Origin of the sequence: Pseudomonas sp. YuFO8 (genome assembly GCF_035065025.1) — a bacterium.
Classification (GTDB): Bacteria; Pseudomonadota; Gammaproteobacteria; order Pseudomonadales; family Pseudomonadaceae; genus Aquipseudomonas; species Aquipseudomonas putida_AE.
In genome coordinates, this window is sequence record NZ_JAXDEQ010000055.1 from 21,100 (window position 1) to 36,454 (window position 15,355).

Annotated in this window: 14 protein-coding genes; all 14 read left to right on the plus strand. The window is 60.0% G+C overall.

Annotation, left to right across the window (positions count from 1 at the left end; genetic code table 11):
- The first annotated feature begins 1 nt into the window (after window position 1).
- The 14 genes from ptrR to SOP95_RS28960 all read left to right on the plus strand — a co-directional run bounded on the left by ptrR (window position 2) and on the right by SOP95_RS28960 (window position 15,121).
- On the plus strand, window positions 2–874 hold the full coding sequence (gene ptrR / locus SOP95_RS28895; protein WP_323609161.1) for a putrescine utilization regulator PtrR: 873 nt from the start codon (window positions 2–4) through the stop codon (window positions 872–874).
- A gap of 84 nt (window positions 875–958) precedes the next feature.
- A complete protein-coding gene (locus tag SOP95_RS28900; RefSeq protein ID WP_323609162.1) occupies window positions 959–1,681 on the plus strand; it encodes a GntR family transcriptional regulator in 723 nt (240 codons plus the stop codon).
- Window positions 1,678–2,466, plus strand: a complete 789-nt coding sequence (locus SOP95_RS28905; RefSeq protein WP_274078036.1) for an SDR family oxidoreductase — start codon at window positions 1,678–1,680, stop codon at window positions 2,464–2,466. The genes SOP95_RS28900 and SOP95_RS28905 overlap by 4 nt, the downstream gene beginning before the upstream one ends.
- Window positions 2,467–2,562: 96 nt before the next feature.
- Complete coding sequence (locus SOP95_RS28910; protein ID WP_110751312.1) at window positions 2,563–3,495, plus strand: 3-keto-5-aminohexanoate cleavage protein; 933 nt, start codon at window positions 2,563–2,565, stop codon at window positions 3,493–3,495.
- Between the two features lie 36 nt (window positions 3,496–3,531).
- Window positions 3,532–4,872 (plus strand): MFS transporter, encoded by a 1,341-nt coding sequence (locus SOP95_RS28915; RefSeq protein WP_274078035.1) that lies wholly within the window; start codon window positions 3,532–3,534, stop codon window positions 4,870–4,872.
- Window positions 4,873–5,217: 345 nt separating this feature from the next.
- Window positions 5,218–6,429 (plus strand): ABC transporter substrate-binding protein, encoded by a 1,212-nt coding sequence (locus SOP95_RS28920; protein ID WP_323609163.1) that lies wholly within the window; start codon window positions 5,218–5,220, stop codon window positions 6,427–6,429.
- Between the two features lie 70 nt (window positions 6,430–6,499).
- Window positions 6,500–7,375: a branched-chain amino acid ABC transporter permease gene (locus SOP95_RS28925; protein ID WP_274078033.1), complete on the plus strand. Its 876-nt coding sequence runs from the start codon at window positions 6,500–6,502 to the stop codon at window positions 7,373–7,375.
- Window positions 7,376–7,386: 11 nt separating this feature from the next.
- Window positions 7,387–9,168 carry a branched-chain amino acid ABC transporter ATP-binding protein/permease gene (locus tag SOP95_RS28930; RefSeq protein ID WP_323609164.1) on the plus strand — a complete coding sequence of 594 codons (1,782 nt, stop codon included), beginning with the start codon at window positions 7,387–7,389 and terminating at the stop codon, window positions 9,166–9,168.
- A complete protein-coding gene (locus tag SOP95_RS28935; protein WP_274078031.1) occupies window positions 9,161–9,865 on the plus strand; it encodes an ABC transporter ATP-binding protein in 705 nt (234 codons plus the stop codon). The genes SOP95_RS28930 and SOP95_RS28935 overlap by 8 nt, the downstream gene beginning before the upstream one ends.
- A gap of 58 nt (window positions 9,866–9,923) precedes the next feature.
- The gene (locus SOP95_RS28940) at window positions 9,924–10,694 is read left to right on the plus strand and encodes an SDR family oxidoreductase (protein ID WP_274078030.1); all 771 of its coding nucleotides are present in this window, start codon (window positions 9,924–9,926) and stop codon (window positions 10,692–10,694) included.
- 74 nt (window positions 10,695–10,768) lie between these two features.
- Window positions 10,769–11,884, plus strand: a complete 1,116-nt coding sequence (locus SOP95_RS28945) for a glycerol dehydrogenase (RefSeq protein WP_274078029.1) — start codon at window positions 10,769–10,771, stop codon at window positions 11,882–11,884.
- Window positions 11,885–12,096: 212 nt separating this feature from the next.
- Complete coding sequence (locus tag SOP95_RS28950; protein ID WP_323609165.1) at window positions 12,097–12,633, plus strand: 2,4'-dihydroxyacetophenone dioxygenase family protein; 537 nt, start codon at window positions 12,097–12,099, stop codon at window positions 12,631–12,633.
- Between the two features lie 88 nt (window positions 12,634–12,721).
- Window positions 12,722–13,630, plus strand: a complete 909-nt coding sequence (locus SOP95_RS28955; protein ID WP_274078027.1) for a LysR family transcriptional regulator — start codon at window positions 12,722–12,724, stop codon at window positions 13,628–13,630.
- An 87-nt stretch (window positions 13,631–13,717) separates the two neighbouring features.
- Window positions 13,718–15,121 (plus strand): DHA2 family efflux MFS transporter permease subunit, encoded by a 1,404-nt coding sequence (locus tag SOP95_RS28960; protein WP_323609168.1) that lies wholly within the window; start codon window positions 13,718–13,720, stop codon window positions 15,119–15,121.
- Window positions 15,122–15,355: the final 234 nt, after the last annotated feature.

The following is a 15,355-nucleotide window of genomic DNA, read 5'->3' on the forward strand; positions in this document are numbered from 1 at the left end:
ATTGGACCTGGTTCAGCTCGAGATTTTCAAGGCTGTCGCCGAGCACGGCAGCATCAGCGTGGCCGCGCAGCACATCCACCGTGTGCCTTCGAACCTGACCACGCGGATCAAGCAACTGGAACAGGATCTGGGCGTGGACCTGTTCATCCGCGAAAAGAGCCGCCTGCGCCTGTCGCCGGCCGGATGGAGTTTCCTCGATTACGCGCGGCGGATTCTCGACCTGGTCCAGGAAGCCCGCGCCACCGTGGCGGGCGAAGAACCCCAGGGCACCTTTCCCCTGGGCTCGCTGGAGAGCACCGCGGCGGTGCGGATTCCCGCGCTGCTGGCGGCCTACAACCAGCAGTACGCCAAGGTCGAGCTGGACCTGTCCACCGGGCCCTCCGGGACGATGATCGACGGGGTGCTGGCGGGCCGCCTGACCGCCGCTTTTGTCGATGGCCCGGTGCTGCACCCGGCGCTGGAGGGCGTACCGGCGTTCGAAGAAGAAATGGTCTTGATTGCACCGCTCAACCACAGCCCGGTGCATCGCGCGCAGGATGTGAACGGCGAAAACATCTACGCCTTCCGCTCCAACTGCTCCTACCGCCACCACTTCGAAAGCTGGTTCGCCAAGGACGCGGCAGTGCCGGGCAAGATCTTCGAAATGGAGTCCTATCACGGCATGCTCGCCTGCGTCAGCGCCGGCGCCGGCCTGGCCCTGATGCCGCGCAGCATGCTGCAAAGCATGCCCGGGTGCAGCACGGTCAGCGTCTGGCCGTTGTCGGAGTCCTTCCGCTATTTGCGCACCTGGCTGGTGTGGCGCCGGGGCACGGTGTCCCAGAGCCTGACCATGTTCGTGCGGTTGCTCGAGGAGCGCTGTGAAGTGACGGATTAGTCGGGCGCACGCCAGAAAAAATTTGACATATGTTATTTGTGATCACATATTGGACCCATAAGAACGTCCAATGTGAGCTGACTCATGACAGATCAACCGATCCTCCTGCCCACCATGCGCCAGGTTTCCCGCGATACCCTGCAGGACCAGGTCTACCGGCAGATCCGCGAAGCGCTGATGAGCGGCCGCTTCCAGCCGGGCCAGAAGCTGACCATCCGCGGTCTGGCCGAAGCCCTCGGCTCCAGCCCGATGCCGGTGCGCGAAGCGCTCAACCGCCTGAGTGCCGAGAACGCCTTCGAAGTCACCGAAACCTCCCGCCTGCGTGTGCGCATGATGACTCCCGAACGCCTGCGCGAGATCCGCGACGCCCGGGTAGCGCTTGAAGGCCTGCTGGCCGAAAAAGCGGTCATCCTGCTCGACGACACCGACCTCAAGGACATCAGCCATCTGTGCGACCAGATGCAACAGGCCGCCGACAGCGTCGACGTGGCCCGTTACCTGTGGACCAACTTCGCTTTCCACCGGCGCATCTATGCGGTGGCCAAGGCCGAGCTGACCGTCGCTGCCGTGGAGAATTTCTGGCTGCACATGGGCCCCTGCTTTGCGCTGGTCGCCCCCGACAAGGCGCACCTGCAGCGCTCGATGGAAGCGCACCACCGCATCGTCGAGGCCCTGGCCGCGCGTGACGGCGCAGCGGCCCGGGCGGCGGTCACCGACGACATCATGCAGGCCGCCGACTCCCTGGCGCGCCTGATCGTCAAGAGCGACAGCAAACGGTCGCCTGTCTCTGGAGTAAAAAAAGCATGAGCGTTCTCAACCGACTGGTTCCCTACACCGGCCTGCGCGTCCTGATCTCCGGCGGAGCCGCCGGGATCGGCGAAGTGCTGGCGGCGGCCTACATGGAAGCCGGTGCCAAGGTGCATGTGTGTGACGTCAGCGAAGCGGCCCTGGCGTCGTTCCGCGATCGGTACCCGGACAGTGTGGCCACCCGCGCAGATGTGGGTGACCCGGCGCAGATCGAAGCGGTGTTCAAGGTGCAGCGCGAACAGTTTGGCGGTCTCGATGTGCTGGTCAACAACGCCGGCATCGCCGGGCCCACCGCCGGGATCGACGCGATCACTGACGAGGAGTGGCAGCGCACCGTCGACATCAACCTCACTGGGCAATACCGATTTGCGCATCACGCGGTGCCAATGCTTAAAGAATCACCCAACGCGCACCTGATCCACATCGCGTCAGTTGCCGGCCGTTTGGGTTACGCCTGGCGCACCCCGTACGCGGCGACCAAGTGGGCCATTATCGGCCTGATGAAATCCCTGGCGTCGGAGCTTGGCGAAAGCGACATCCGCGTCAACGCCTTGCTGCCCGGCATCGTCGAAGGCCCGCGCATGGACGGTGTGATCCGCGCCCGCGCCGAGCAGATGAACGTGCCTGAAGCCGAGATGCGCGAGGAGTACCTGAAGAAGATCTCGCTGAAACGCATGGTCACCGCCGAGGACGTTGCCGCCATGGCGCTGTTCCTCTGTTCACCCGCCGCACGCAACGTGACCGGCCAGGCCATCAGTGTGGATGGCAACGTCGAGTACCTGTAGGCCCCTCGACCCCTGAGCGCAACAACGACCGGACACATTCCGCGTCGAGTGACCCCCCAAGAACTTTCTCGTCAAGAACAAGAACGGAGAACACTCATGTCCAAAAAACGCCCGATCATCATCACCTGTGCCGTCACGGGCGCCATCCACACGCCATCGATGTCGCCGCACCTGCCGATCACGCCGCAGGAAATCGCCGACGCCGCCATCGGTGCCGCCGAGGCCGGCGCCTCGATTGTCCACCTGCATGCCCGCGATCCCATCGATGGCCGGCCGAGCCAGGATGTCGACCTGTTTCGTCAGTTCCTGCCGCAGATCAAGGCCAAGAGTGACGTGGTGATCAACATCACCACCGGCGGCGCGCCGACCATGGGCGTGGAAGAACGCCTGCAGCCCGTGGCGCAGCTCAAGCCCGAGCTGGCCTCGCTGAACATGGGGTCGATGAACTTCGGGCTGTACGAAATGCTCGATCGCTTCACCGAGTTCAAGCACGACTGGGAGCGCCCATACCTGGCCGAGAGTGACGACCGGATCTTCCGCAATACCTTCCGCGACATCGCCCATATACTCAACGCCTGTGCCGAGAACCGCACCCGGTTTGAAATCGAGTGCTACGACATCGGCCACCTCTACACCGCCGCGCACTTCCTGCAGCGCGGGTTGCTCAAGGCGCCGATTTTCATCCAGTCGGTGTTCGGCCTGCGCGGCGGCATCGGTGGCCATCCAGAAGACCTGGCGCACATGCGCCGTACCGCCGACCGCCTCTTCGGCGACGCGTACCAATGGTCGATTCTCGGCGCCGGGCGCAATCAGATTCCGCTGGGCACCATGGGCCTGTCGATGGGCAGCCATGTGCGCGTCGGCCTGGAGGATTCGCTGTGGGACGGCCCGGGCAAACTGGCGGCGTCCAACGCTGATCAGGTCAAGCGCATCCGCACGGTGATCGAAGCCCTGGGCGGGCGTGTGGCAACCCCGGATGAAGCGCGGGAAATGCTCGACCTCAAGGGCAAGGACCAGGTCGATTTCTAACTTCGCACTTCTCGAACACTCGAAAAGGTTAGTCCGATGACAATAATAAATAGAACTGACGCGCTTTCCGAACCCCGCGATTCGGCGACATTGAACAAGCTGATGTTTGTAAAACTCATGCCGTTGCTGATCGCGGCCTATGTGCTGAGCTTTCTCGACCGCACCAACATCGCGTTGGCCAAGCATCACCTGGACGTCGACCTGGGCATTTCAGCCGCCGCCTACGGGCTGGGTGCCGGGTTGTTCTTCCTCACCTATGCACTGTCGGAAGTGCCCAGCAACCTGATCATGCACAAGGTCGGCGCGCGGTTCTGGATTGCGCGAATCATGGTCACCTGGGGCTTGATCTCGGCGGCAATGGCGTTCGTCCAGGGCGAAACTTCGTTCTACGTGTTGCGCTTGTTGCTGGGCATCGCCGAAGCAGGCCTGTTCCCTGGCGTCATGCTCTACCTGACGTATTGGTTCGGCCGGGAACAACGGGCCCGGGCGACCGGCTACTTTCTGCTGGGCGTGTGTTTCGCCAACATCATTGGCGGGCCACTGGGCGCTGTGCTCATGCAGCTGGACGGAGTCTGGGGCTGGCGTGGCTGGCAGTGGATGTTCATGCTCGAGGGTTTGCCGGCGGTGTTCTTCGCCATGGTGGTGTGGAAAAAACTGCCGGACCGTCCCAGCAAGGCGCCGTGGCTGAGCGCCACCGAAGCCCGGCAGATCGAGCAGCAATTGGCCGCGGAAGAGGAGGAGGGCGCCGGTGCCGGTGGTCACTCGCTCAAGCAATGCCTGACCCCGCAGATCCTGTTGGCGATCCTGGTCTACTTCTGTCACCAGATCACCATCTACACGGTGATCTTTTTCCTGCCCGGCATCATCGGCAAATACGGCGACCTGAGCACTTTGCAGATCGGCTTGCTGACCTCCCTGCCTTGGCTGGCGGCAGCGGCGGGCGCCATTGCACTGCCCCGGTTCGCCACCACGCCGGCGCGGTCAAGGCAAATACTGGTAGCGGGTCTGCTGACCATGGCCGCGGGACTGGGAATCGCCTCGCTGGCGGGACCGGTGATCAGCCTGCTGGGCTTCTGCATCTCGGCGGTGATGTTCTTCGTCGTGCAGTCGATCATCTTTCTCTACCCGGCTTCGCGACTCAAGGGCGCCGCGCTTGCGGGAGGCCTGGGGTTCGTCAACTCGTGCGGCCTGCTGGGCGGTTTCGTCGGCCCCTCGGTGATGGGCTTGATCGAGCAAAGCACCGGCAATGCCATGAACGGGATGAAGGTCGTGGCGATCATCCTGGTGCTTGCGGCGATTGCAGCGCTGCGACTGCGCCAGGGTCATGAGCAGAAGGTGGATAAACAGCGGCTGCACGGTCGGCGCCAGCCGGTATGAGTGCCATCTGTGCCTAGTCCCGAATAGGTTTACACCTGTTTCACCCTAACGCCCGATTCTCCGAATCGGGCGTTTTGTATTTATGGACGGGAGCGTCGTTCCTGGTTGTAGGTTCCCCCATCGACCTGTGCCAAAAATTCAAAGCTGGTGTGATTTTCTAGCTATATCCATCAAATCTCGCCGAGCCTTAATCTTCACAACGGTGGTTTCGAACGCTCCGAGCGTTCTGGAGCCGCCGGTAAACCTGAGGTGGTCAGTGCTTGGCACTGATCACCCGTCGGGACAATAAAAAGATAATCCAGCTATGGGTGGCCCAGTGCGCTGACGCCAAACCAGGAGATAACAATGAGTACAAAAAACTGGGTTAAAACCGCCTGTGTCGTGCTTTCCCTGAGTACTTCAATCGCCGCTCATGCGGACATCAAGATCGGTGCGCTCTATCCCCTCAGTGGTTCCCTGGCTCTGCTCGGCGATGAAAGCTACCGCGGCCTGGAAATAGCGGTTGCAGAACGTAACGCGGCGGGAGGCTTGAAAGGCGAGCAGATCAAATTGCTCAAGGCCGATGCGGTTGACGCAGGGCAAGCTGTGGGTGCCGCCCGAAAGCTGACTTCTGTTGAAAATGTCACCGCGGTGTTCGGCAGTTATTCCTCGGCCCTATCGTTCGCCGCTACGCAGGTCACCGAAATCGCCGGCGTGCCGTTTTTCGAGCTCGGTGCGGTCTCCGACACCATCACCGAGCGTGACCTCAAATACGTAATGCGCAGCAATCCAACCGCGAGGAATTTCGCTGAAGGGACCATCACCGCGATTACTCAAATCGTAGCGCCGTCCCTCAAGATCGACCCCAAGCAACTCAAGATCGCCATCATCCATGAGGACGCGCTGTACGGCACGACCATCGCCGGGTTCCAGAAAAAACTCGCACAAGAGCAAGGGCTGAACGTGGTCGAGGTGCTTCCGTATTCAGCCAAGGCCGTGGACCTCTCGTCGCTCATTCTTCGCCTGAAAGGTGCGCAGGCGGACGTTGTATTGCAGACCAGCTACCAGAACGACACGACCCTGTTTTTCCGCCAGATCCGTGAGGCCGGTTTCAAGCCCAAGGCAGTGGTTGGTGCGGGCGGTGGGTATTCCATGCAGGACACCGTTGCGGTAGTGGGTGCCGAAAATATGGAAGGCATCCTGGACGTGGACTTTCCTCAGTTTCAAACCAATGAAAAGGGCGCTCCCGGTATCGGCGCGTTCGCCAAGGCCTACAAGGAACGTTTTGGCAGTGAGCCGCGTTCAGGGCACAGTCTGATCAACTATGTCGGTGCGAAAGTTTTCCTCGACGCCATGGAACAAAGCCAGTCGCTGGACGCCGATGCGATTCGTGCCTCTGTTGCGAGTGTGGACATTCCCGTCGGTGGAACAGCCGCAGGCATCGGCGCCAGGTTCGGTGATAACGGGCAAAACCTGCGAGCCGATACGGCAATCATGCAGTGGCAGGGCGGGGTGCTGAAAACCGTTTACCCTGAAGCTGCGGCCGTGGCCAAAGCCCGTTTTTCCGATCAACCCTGAAGCCTGTAATCCAGTTGAAGTTCGTTAGTTGAGCTTCACGGATTCGTTCGCTCGCGGGAGGGCGCAAACCGTGGAAATTTTCATCCAGCTTCTTTTGAACGGCCTGTTGCTCGGTGGCACGCTGGCCATCATCAGCATAGGCCTGACGCTTATTTTCGGAATTGTCAGGGTGGTCAATTTCGCCCATGGCGAGTTCTTGATGATAGGCCTGTATGCGGTGTATCTGCTGAACGCTCACTTCGGGATTCACCCCTATGTAGCGATCATTCCCACAACGATCCTTTTGTTTGCCGCTGGCGCCGCGATGCAGCGGTTCATTATTCAGCCTTTGCTCAGCGCCGAAGGGCATATCCAGATATTCGCGACAGTGGGTGTCTCGATCGCCTTGATGAATGGCGCGCTGTTGGTCTTCGGCGCGGACGTCATGACGGTGCAGAACGTCAGCTTCGGCACCGGCACTGTCAGCCTGGGCGCCTTTCGCGCCAGCAGCGGTCAGTTGATCACCTTCGCGATGTCCCTGGTCCTGGTCGCCGGGTTGCACTGGTTCCTGCAAAACACCTTCCTGGGCCGAGCTGTCCGGGCCACCGCGCAACATCGTAATGCGGCGCAGTTGATGGGCGTCAATGTGAAGAAGATCTACATCTTCGCATTCGGTCTGGGCTGTGCCTGCCTGGGTGTCGCATCGGGTCTCATCGCGCCCCAGTACCCGGTTTTCCCTACGGTAGGGACCTTCTTCGTTTTGACCGCATTCGTGATCGTTGTACTCGGTGGCCTCGGCAGTCTGTCCGGAGCGTTGGTGGGTTCGATGTTGATCGGAATCGTCGACAGCCTGGCGGGTTACTACATTGCGCCGGACCTCAAGGAAGTCGTCTATTTCTCGATCTTCCTCGGCATCCTGGTGTTCCGTCCGACGGGTCTTTTCGGCGCCGGTCGCGGGTCTGAATAAGGAAAATGTTCATGAATATTCTGCATCCGCGGGTCTATGTCAGCGTATTGGTCCTGGCCTTGTTATTGGTCATTCCACTCACGGTTGGCTCCCCCTTCGTTTATCACTTGTTCATCCTGATTTGCAGTTATGCGGCGCTCGCAAGTGCCTGGAACATTGTCGGAGGTTTTGCCGGTCAACTCTCGCTGGGGCATGCGGTGTTTTACGGAGTCGGGGCTTACACCAGCACGCTGCTGATGATCAAGTTGGGCGTGAGTCCCTGGATCGGGATGCTGGTGGGGGCGTGCCTGTCGTCAATCGTGGCGGTGTTGATCAGCTGGCCATGCTTCAGGTTGCGCGGGCCGTTTTTTGCCTTGGCGACGATTGCGGTACTGGAAGTCGTGCGGTTGATGGCCATCAATCAACATGACGTGACGGGTGGCGCCGCAGGCTTGGGCGTACCGCTCAAACTGGGTGTCGAGTGGATGCTGTTTCGGCCGCGCTGGCCCTATTTGCTGATCGCCTTTGGCTTCCTGATCATTACCCTGGCGGTGTCCTGGAAGATCAAGAACTCGCGATTGGGTTATTACCTGATTGCGGTTCGCGAGCGTGAAGACGCCGCGCATGCGGTCGGTGTGAACTCGGTCAAGGTCAAGCTGATAGCGGTCGTCCTGTCGGCATTCCTCACCAGCCTGGTGGGCAGTTTCCATGCGATGTACCTGACCTTTATCGAGCCCGGCTCAATGTTCTCGCTGGACATGTCGATTCAGATCGCCATGTTTGCGCTGATCGGCGGCCTGGGCACTGTCTCGGGTCCGTTGATCGGTACCTTGCTGGTATTGCCATTGGCAGAACTCGCGCGCGGCTGGCTTGGCGATATGGGCAGTGGTGTTCACGGCCTGGTCTACGGGATTGTGCTGGTCGTTGTGGTGCTGACGATTCCCCAGGGTCTGGTGGGGCGATTCGGGGCGCGTGTGTTCGGCTGGATCGACGCCTTGCCCGGTGGACGTCGGCCGGTTGTGCCGACTACCAGAGTCGTTGAATCCCAGGTGCCAGAACCGCAAACGGTAAAGCGCGGCGAGCCCATTCTGGTGGCGGAAAACCTGCACAAGTTCTTTGGCGGGCTGCACGCGACCAACGATGTGTCGCTGAGCCTGGCCGAAGGCGAAATTGTCGGGGTGATCGGGCCCAACGGCGCGGGCAAGACCACGGTGTTCAATCAGCTCTCGGGTTTCCTGCTGCCCTCCAAAGGGCAGGTCAAGGTTCGCCTGCGCAATGGCCAATGGATTACCCCGGGTAGCCCTGCTGAGTTTGCCAAGGCCGGCATCGGGCGCACCTTTCAGATTGTCCAGCCCTTCGCTGATCTGAGTGTCTGCGAAAACATCATGCTCGGTGCATTCATGCACACCGCGGATGCCAGGGAGGCGAGGGCGATCGCAGTGCAAGTCGCTGAATTGACCGAACTCACGAGCCTACTGGACACCCGGGCGCGCAACCTGACCGTCGGCGGGATGAAGCGACTTGAAATGGCACGCGCCCTGGCAACCCGTCCGCGGATCCTGTTGCTGGACGAAGTGATGGCCGGGCTCAACCCAACGGATGTGGCCAGGGCGATCGCCGTTGTTCGCCGGGTCCGCGATTCCGGTGTCAGCGTCTTGATGATCGAACACCTGATGCAGGCGACCATGAGCCTGTCGGACCGCATCATCGTCATCAGCTCCGGGACTCTGCTCATGGAGGGTGCACCGAAGGATGTCATCAGCGATCCGCAGGTGATCGAAGCCTACCTCGGCAAGGAGTACAGCCATGCTTAAACTCGACAATATCCATTGCGGATACGGCGGTACTGAAATTCTCCGTGGCGTTTCTTTCGAGGTTAACGCCGGTGAGGTGGTCACCATCGTCGGTGCGAATGGCGCGGGTAAAACCACGACCTTGCGCAGCCTGTGCGGCATCGTCACTCCCACCAGGGGCACGATCGAATTCGAAGGGCAACGCATAGACGGCAATCGACCGGATCAGATTGTCGATGCCGGCCTCACGCTGATACCGGAAGGGCGCCAGTTGTTTCCGTTCATCAGCGTGCGCGACAACCTGTTGATGGGCGCCTACAAACGCAGTGCGCGTGCGGGATACAAAAAACGTCTCGACGATGTCCTGGATCTCTTCCCCAGGGTTCGCGAGCGTTTGGATCAGAACGCCGGGACACTCTCGGGAGGCGAGCAGCAAATGGTCGCCATCGCCCGGGGCCTGATGGCCGAGCCCAAGCTGTTGATGTTCGACGAACCCTCCCTGGGCTTGTCACCCCTGCTGGTCTCACAGGTTTTCGAGATCATCAACAAGATCCTGGAATTGGGCACGACCGTGCTGATCGTCGAGCAGAACATCGTCCATACCCTGCGTATCGCCCATCGCGGTTATGTGCTGGAAAACGGCGAAGTGGTGCTCAGCGGCACCGGGCAGGAGCTTCTCGATAACCCCCACGTCAAGCGCGCCTACCTGGGCCTCTGATGAGGCGGACCCGCATCGGGACACTTGTTAAACCCACAACAAAAGACGAGAACAGGCTATGACAAATTCCAGACACTTCGGGCGCGTCGTTTTAGTCACCGGGGCAGGCGGCGGTATTGGCGCTGCCATCGCCGAGTTGTATTGCCAGGAAGGCGCAGCGGTCGCCCTGGTCGATGCCGATGCAGCGAAGGTCGAGCAGCAGGCCGGCCTGCTGCGAGAAGCAGGTTATACGGTGGGTTGGGCAACAGCCGATGTGGCGGATTATCAAGCGTGCGCTGATGCCTGTGCCCGTTTGAGCAGTGAGCTGGGCGCCATCGATACCTTGATCAATAACGCCGGTATCTCGCCCAAGCACGACGGCGCTCCCGCGCCGATCTGGACAATGGCTCCCGAGGAATGGCAGCGGGTGGTCAATATCAACCTCAATGGCTCCTTCAACCTGGTCCGGGTTTTAACGCCTGGCATGGTGGAGCGCCGCTTCGGTCGCATCGTCAACATGTCTTCGGTGGCGGGCAGCGCATTCTTGCCGATTGTGGCGGCTCACTACAGCGCTACCAAGGCGGCCATCATCGGTTTTACCCGTCATCTGGCTGGTGAACTGGGCCCGTACGGCATCACCGCGAATGCGTTGGCGCCCGGGCGGATCGAAACCCCGTTGCTGAAAACCGTTTCGGCGCAGGCCAACCAGGCGGTTGTCGACGAGACGCCGTTGCGTCGTCTGGGAACACCGCTTGAGGTCGCCAGGGCGGCGTGTTTCCTCACCTCGAAGGAAAGCGATTTCATTACGGGGCAGGTCGTCGATGTGGCGGGTGGATGGCTGATGCGCTGACCGTGCAAGGTCAAGAACAACGGGTTTGATCACTCGGTTTCAAGCGGTAATCACTGGTTTAGAGAACGTCGATCATGGTCAAGACAATGGGGTTCCCAGGGCGCTACGAGCAAGGCCCGGGGGCGTTGAAACAGTTGGGCAGAATACTGACCGACATGGGGCGCACTCGTCCTCTGGTGGTGTGCGATGACTTTGTCGCCAGGCATTTATGGCCGCAGGTGAGCGATGCCTTGCACAGGCATGGCTTCAAACCGTTGCACATCGAGTTTCCGGGCGAATGTACACACGCAGCCATTGCCCAGCTGTCCGGGCAAGCCTCGATCCATTCGCCTGACACCATCATTGCGCTGGGTGGGGGGAAGACGATTGACACGGTCAAGGGACTGGCTGTCAATCTCGACGTCCCGATCATTGTCTGCCCAACCATTGCATCGAGTGACGCGCCCACCAGTCGGCTGATCGTGCTCTACGATGAAGACCACAAGGTGGTGGGGGTGGAGTACCTGAAGATGAACCCCTCGGCGGTCATCGTCGATACCCATGTCATCGCCCAGGCGCCGGCGCGTTTTTTTGCCGCCGGTATTGGTGACGCCATCAGCAAGAAATTCGAAGCCCACCAATGCCATTTCGCGGGGGGCAACAACTCTTTCGGAACACCTGCGCTGCATACCGCGTTGATGCTGACAAACCTGGTGTTCGACACGCTCATGCAATACGGCGTATCGGCTTACCAGGCGGTGTGCCGTAACGAGGTCAATGACGATGTTGAGCGGGTCGTCGAGGGCACCGTGTTGCTCAGTGGCGTGGGTTTTGAAAGCGGCGGGTTGTCGTTGTCCCATGCGCTGGTTCGCGGCTTGACCGCCATCCCCGCCATGGCCTCGATGCTTCACGGAGAACTGGTTGCCTTCGGCACGTTGGTGCAGATGGCCGTGGAGGGGCGTCCTGTCGACGAGATCGACAAGGTCGCCCGACTGCTGCATGCCGTGAATCTGCCCGTCACGTTCGCGCAATTGGGTCAGGACGTGCCGCTGACTACGGTGCAGATCAACACCATCGTTGAAGCCACCTTGTCGGCTGCCTACGCGAAAAACATGCACCCACCCTTGGACCACGAGCGCCTCGTAGGTGGTTTGGCGAAGGCTGACAACATCGGTTCACGCTTGACCAACGCAACGTCCTGCGCCCTGTGAGTTATCAAGTAATCGCAATCTTCAGGGGATCTTCGGATCCCCTTTTTTACGAGCGTGCCCCCTGCAAATCCCTATGACCGTGCGTCACAGCTGGTTTGAAAATGTAGCTATTTTCACTGTGGGACCACTGCCATAACCTTTGAATCAGCCGAAATCAGGGCGCAATCACCGCACTGAAATTCGTGACACCAAAACTGTGAGGCCCCAAAAAAATGAATACTCCCGCCAAGCCCGATGAGCTAGCGATTCCGTACCAGTTGCCCCAGGTTCCGTTCATGACGCCAGACATGGTTCACCCGGGCGTCATGACCCAATGGCTGGAAGATGACGAGCTGTGGGTGCCGGTCACCAAGACCGTTTCGTTCAAGCCTCTGCTACTCAATACCAGCGGTGGCTACTACATCAACCTTCTGCGGGTGCGGCAGGCCGGCGTGCTGTCTCGTCACCGCCATAGCGGCGGCGTGCATGCAATCGTGCTCAAGGGCCGCTGGTACTATCTGGAGCATGACTGGGTGGCGGAAGAAGGTTCCTTCGCCTACGAGCCGCCGGGTGAAACCCACACGCTTTTCGTGCCCGAGGACGTTGAAGAAATGATCACCTGGTTCCACGTCCAGGGCGGTTATACCTACGTTGATCCTCAGGGTGTCGCGGTAGGCTACGAGGACGTTTTCACCAAGCTTGAAGCCGCGCGCGATCATTACAAGTCCTTGGGTTTGCCGGACGACTATATCGAGCAGTTCATCCGCTAATCCGGATGGCATTAAAAGCGCGCTTCGGCGCGTTTTTTCTTGGCCGTCCAAGGCGCATGAATCGGCTTGATTTACGTTAGGATAAGGGATGGACAATTACTCTCAGCTACTCGCGTTTATCTGGTCTACCGAATGTGGCAGCTTCTCGGCGGCTGCCCGGGTTCACAAAATTACCCCGTCAGCAGTGAGCAAGTTGATCTCTCGGCTGGAAGACCGGTTGCAGGTCCGGCTTTTCCAGAGAGGCTCACGGGTCCTGACGCTGACGGAGGAGGGGGCTGCTTACCTGCGCAGTGCCAAGGCAGTTGTCGAAGCCATGAACGAGGCGGACTCCCTGGCTGAAGGTTTACCCTCAAGGGTGAGTGGGACGCTGCGAATCCATACCATGACCTCTTTTGCCAAGCATCAGATAGTGCCCTGGCTTCCCGAGTTCCTGGATCTGTATCCATCGCTCGATGTTGAAATTCAGTTGGGCGCGCAGTTTGTCGACCATTTTGAACAGGGGCTCGATATCGCTATCCACAGCGGAGTGCTGCCCAGTTCTTCACGTGTCGCCAAGCGGATCGGGGAGTGTGAATGGCTGATTTGCGCCTCGCCCGACTATTTGGCCGAGAAGGGTGTACCCGCTGTTCCAGCGGATCTTTTGAACCACAGATGCTTTAACTTCAGCTTTGTCAGCCCGTGGAACAAGTGGTCGTTTGTTCAGGATGGAGAGGGGGTTTCGGTGCCCGTGACGCCGAGCGCGTCTTTCACCCAAGGCGATCTTCTGCGGGACATGGCCCTGTCGGGGGCCGGTGTGGTCAAGCTTGCCGATTACCACGTTGGGCTCGACGTCAAGGCCGGCACACTGGTGCCACTGCTGGAGGAATTCAAGTCGGGCATCATTGAACCGATTTATCTGCTGTATTCAGATAGAAAACACCTCAGCCCACGCATCCGGGTGTTCATCGAGTTCTTCCAGGACAAGTGGCGCCAGCATCCCTGGAAAGTAGGTATGTGAGCCCAGCCTCGGGTGCTGAAGCAGGAGGTTCAGCGCCCTGTCTGTTGTACAGTGTCGAGCAATGACCTGGCCGAACTGGAATGACCAATGTCTCAACGCCGCTCAACATGGATTGCTCTGCTGGTAGCCGTCACGTTCTTCATGGAGAACCTCGACGCCACGGTGATCGCTACGGCGTTGCCCGATATGGCCAGGACGTTTGGCGTCGCGCCGGTGGACCTTAACATTGGCATGAGCGCCTACATGCTCGCGGTGGCGGTGTTTATTCCCATCAGCGGCTGGTTGGCCGATCGCTTTGGTACGCGCTGGGTATTCTGTTCGGCGATCGTGTTGTTCACCCTGTCCTCGTTGATGTGCGGGTTGAGCAATAGCCTGGAAACCTTTGTCGCCGCGCGTGTACTGCAGGGTATGAGCGGCGCGATGATGGTACCGGTGGGGCGCCTGGCGGTGCTGCGTACCACCGAGAAAAAAGACCTGGTGCGCGCGATCTCGTTCATTACCTGGCCCGGCCTGGTGGCTCCGGTACTCGGGCCTCCGGTGGGCGGCTTCATCGTCACCCATGCTTCCTGGCCGTGGATTTTTTACCTCAATCTACCCTTGGGTGTGCTGGCCCTGATTGTCGCGCTGGTCCTGCTGCCCAAACGGGACGACGCCAGTGCCAGGGCGTTCGATTTCAGTGGATTCCTGCTGGTGGGCATCGCCAGTGCTGCCTTGTTGTATGGCGTTGAGATGCTCGGGCAAAGCCAGGACGATCTGCTGCAAGGGCTGGCGCTGAGTGGTGCCGGTGCGGTGCTCGGTGTTGTTGCCTGGCGCCATATGCGTCGGCATGCGCACCCACTTTTGGCGCTGGGGGTAACCGGTATTCGTACCTTCAACGTCTGCTTGTGCGGCGGCTCGATTTTCCGGATCGCCATCAGCACCTTGCCGTTTCTCCTGCCGCTGATGTTTCAACTGGCGTTCGGTCTTTCCGCGTTCGATGCGGGGCTGCTGGTACTGGCGGTATTTGCCGGCAACCTGGCGATGAAACCCTTCACCACCTGGGTGATGCAGCGTTGGGGATTTCGTCCGGTGCTGATGGTCAACGGCATCCTGGGCGTACTGGCGATAGCGGCCTGCGCCTTGCTGGATGAGCGCATGAGCCCGGCGCTGATCCTGTTCATCCTGTTCGTCGGCGGCCTGTCACGCTCCATGCAGTTCACCGTGTTCAACACCCTGGCCTTTGCCGAAATCCCCAAGGAGCAGATGAGCGACGCTTCGACCTTGTTCAGCATGTTCTTCCAGTTGAGCATGGCGATGGGCGTGGCCATCGGCGCGCTGCTGCTACGCCTGGCGATGAACATCCATGGCACGCCAGGGCACGCCGAGACGGGCGACTTTCAGTTGGCGTTCCTGTGTGTGGCGGTGATTGCGGCCATCGCCTTGCTGGACAATCTGCGACTGTCGCCACAGGCGGGCGAGTCGGTGTTGCAGCGTGCTCGGGCCAAGGATTAGTCAATGGTGAATTTGTGCGGGAGCGAGCAGGGGATCACCCCCAGACACAAATCCCGGCAACACCCAATAAACCTGTGGAGCTGGCTTGCCAGCGATGAGGCCGGCACAGCCAGCATCTCCCTCGCCTGACAAACCGCCTTCGCTGGCAAGCCAGCTCCTACAAGGTGATCACCTCCAGACACAAATCCCGGGAACACCCAATAAACCTGTAGGAGCTGGCTTGCCAGCGATGAC

What these genes read in the sequence shown, in the direction of transcription:
- SOP95_RS28960 (WP_323609168.1), top strand. Translation starts at nt 13,718, where the DNA reads ATGTCTCAACGCCGCTCAACATGGATTGCTCTGCTGGTAGCCGTCACG.
- SOP95_RS28930 (WP_323609164.1), top strand. Translation starts at nt 7,387, where the DNA reads ATGAATATTCTGCATCCGCGGGTCTATGTCAGCGTATTGGTCCTGGCC.
- SOP95_RS28900 (WP_323609162.1), top strand. Translation starts at nt 959, where the DNA reads ATGACAGATCAACCGATCCTCCTGCCCACCATGCGCCAGGTTTCCCGC.
- SOP95_RS28950 (WP_323609165.1), top strand. Translation starts at nt 12,097, where the DNA reads ATGAATACTCCCGCCAAGCCCGATGAGCTAGCGATTCCGTACCAGTTG.
- SOP95_RS28955 (WP_274078027.1), top strand. Translation starts at nt 12,722, where the DNA reads ATGGACAATTACTCTCAGCTACTCGCGTTTATCTGGTCTACCGAATGT.
- SOP95_RS28905 (WP_274078036.1), top strand. Translation starts at nt 1,678, where the DNA reads ATGAGCGTTCTCAACCGACTGGTTCCCTACACCGGCCTGCGCGTCCTG.
- SOP95_RS28910 (WP_110751312.1), top strand. Translation starts at nt 2,563, where the DNA reads ATGTCCAAAAAACGCCCGATCATCATCACCTGTGCCGTCACGGGCGCC.
- SOP95_RS28945 (WP_274078029.1), top strand. Translation starts at nt 10,769, where the DNA reads ATGGTCAAGACAATGGGGTTCCCAGGGCGCTACGAGCAAGGCCCGGGG.
- SOP95_RS28940 (WP_274078030.1), top strand. Translation starts at nt 9,924, where the DNA reads ATGACAAATTCCAGACACTTCGGGCGCGTCGTTTTAGTCACCGGGGCA.
- SOP95_RS28935 (WP_274078031.1), top strand. Translation starts at nt 9,161, where the DNA reads ATGCTTAAACTCGACAATATCCATTGCGGATACGGCGGTACTGAAATT.
- SOP95_RS28920 (WP_323609163.1), top strand. Translation starts at nt 5,218, where the DNA reads ATGAGTACAAAAAACTGGGTTAAAACCGCCTGTGTCGTGCTTTCCCTG.
- SOP95_RS28915 (WP_274078035.1), top strand. Translation starts at nt 3,532, where the DNA reads ATGACAATAATAAATAGAACTGACGCGCTTTCCGAACCCCGCGATTCG.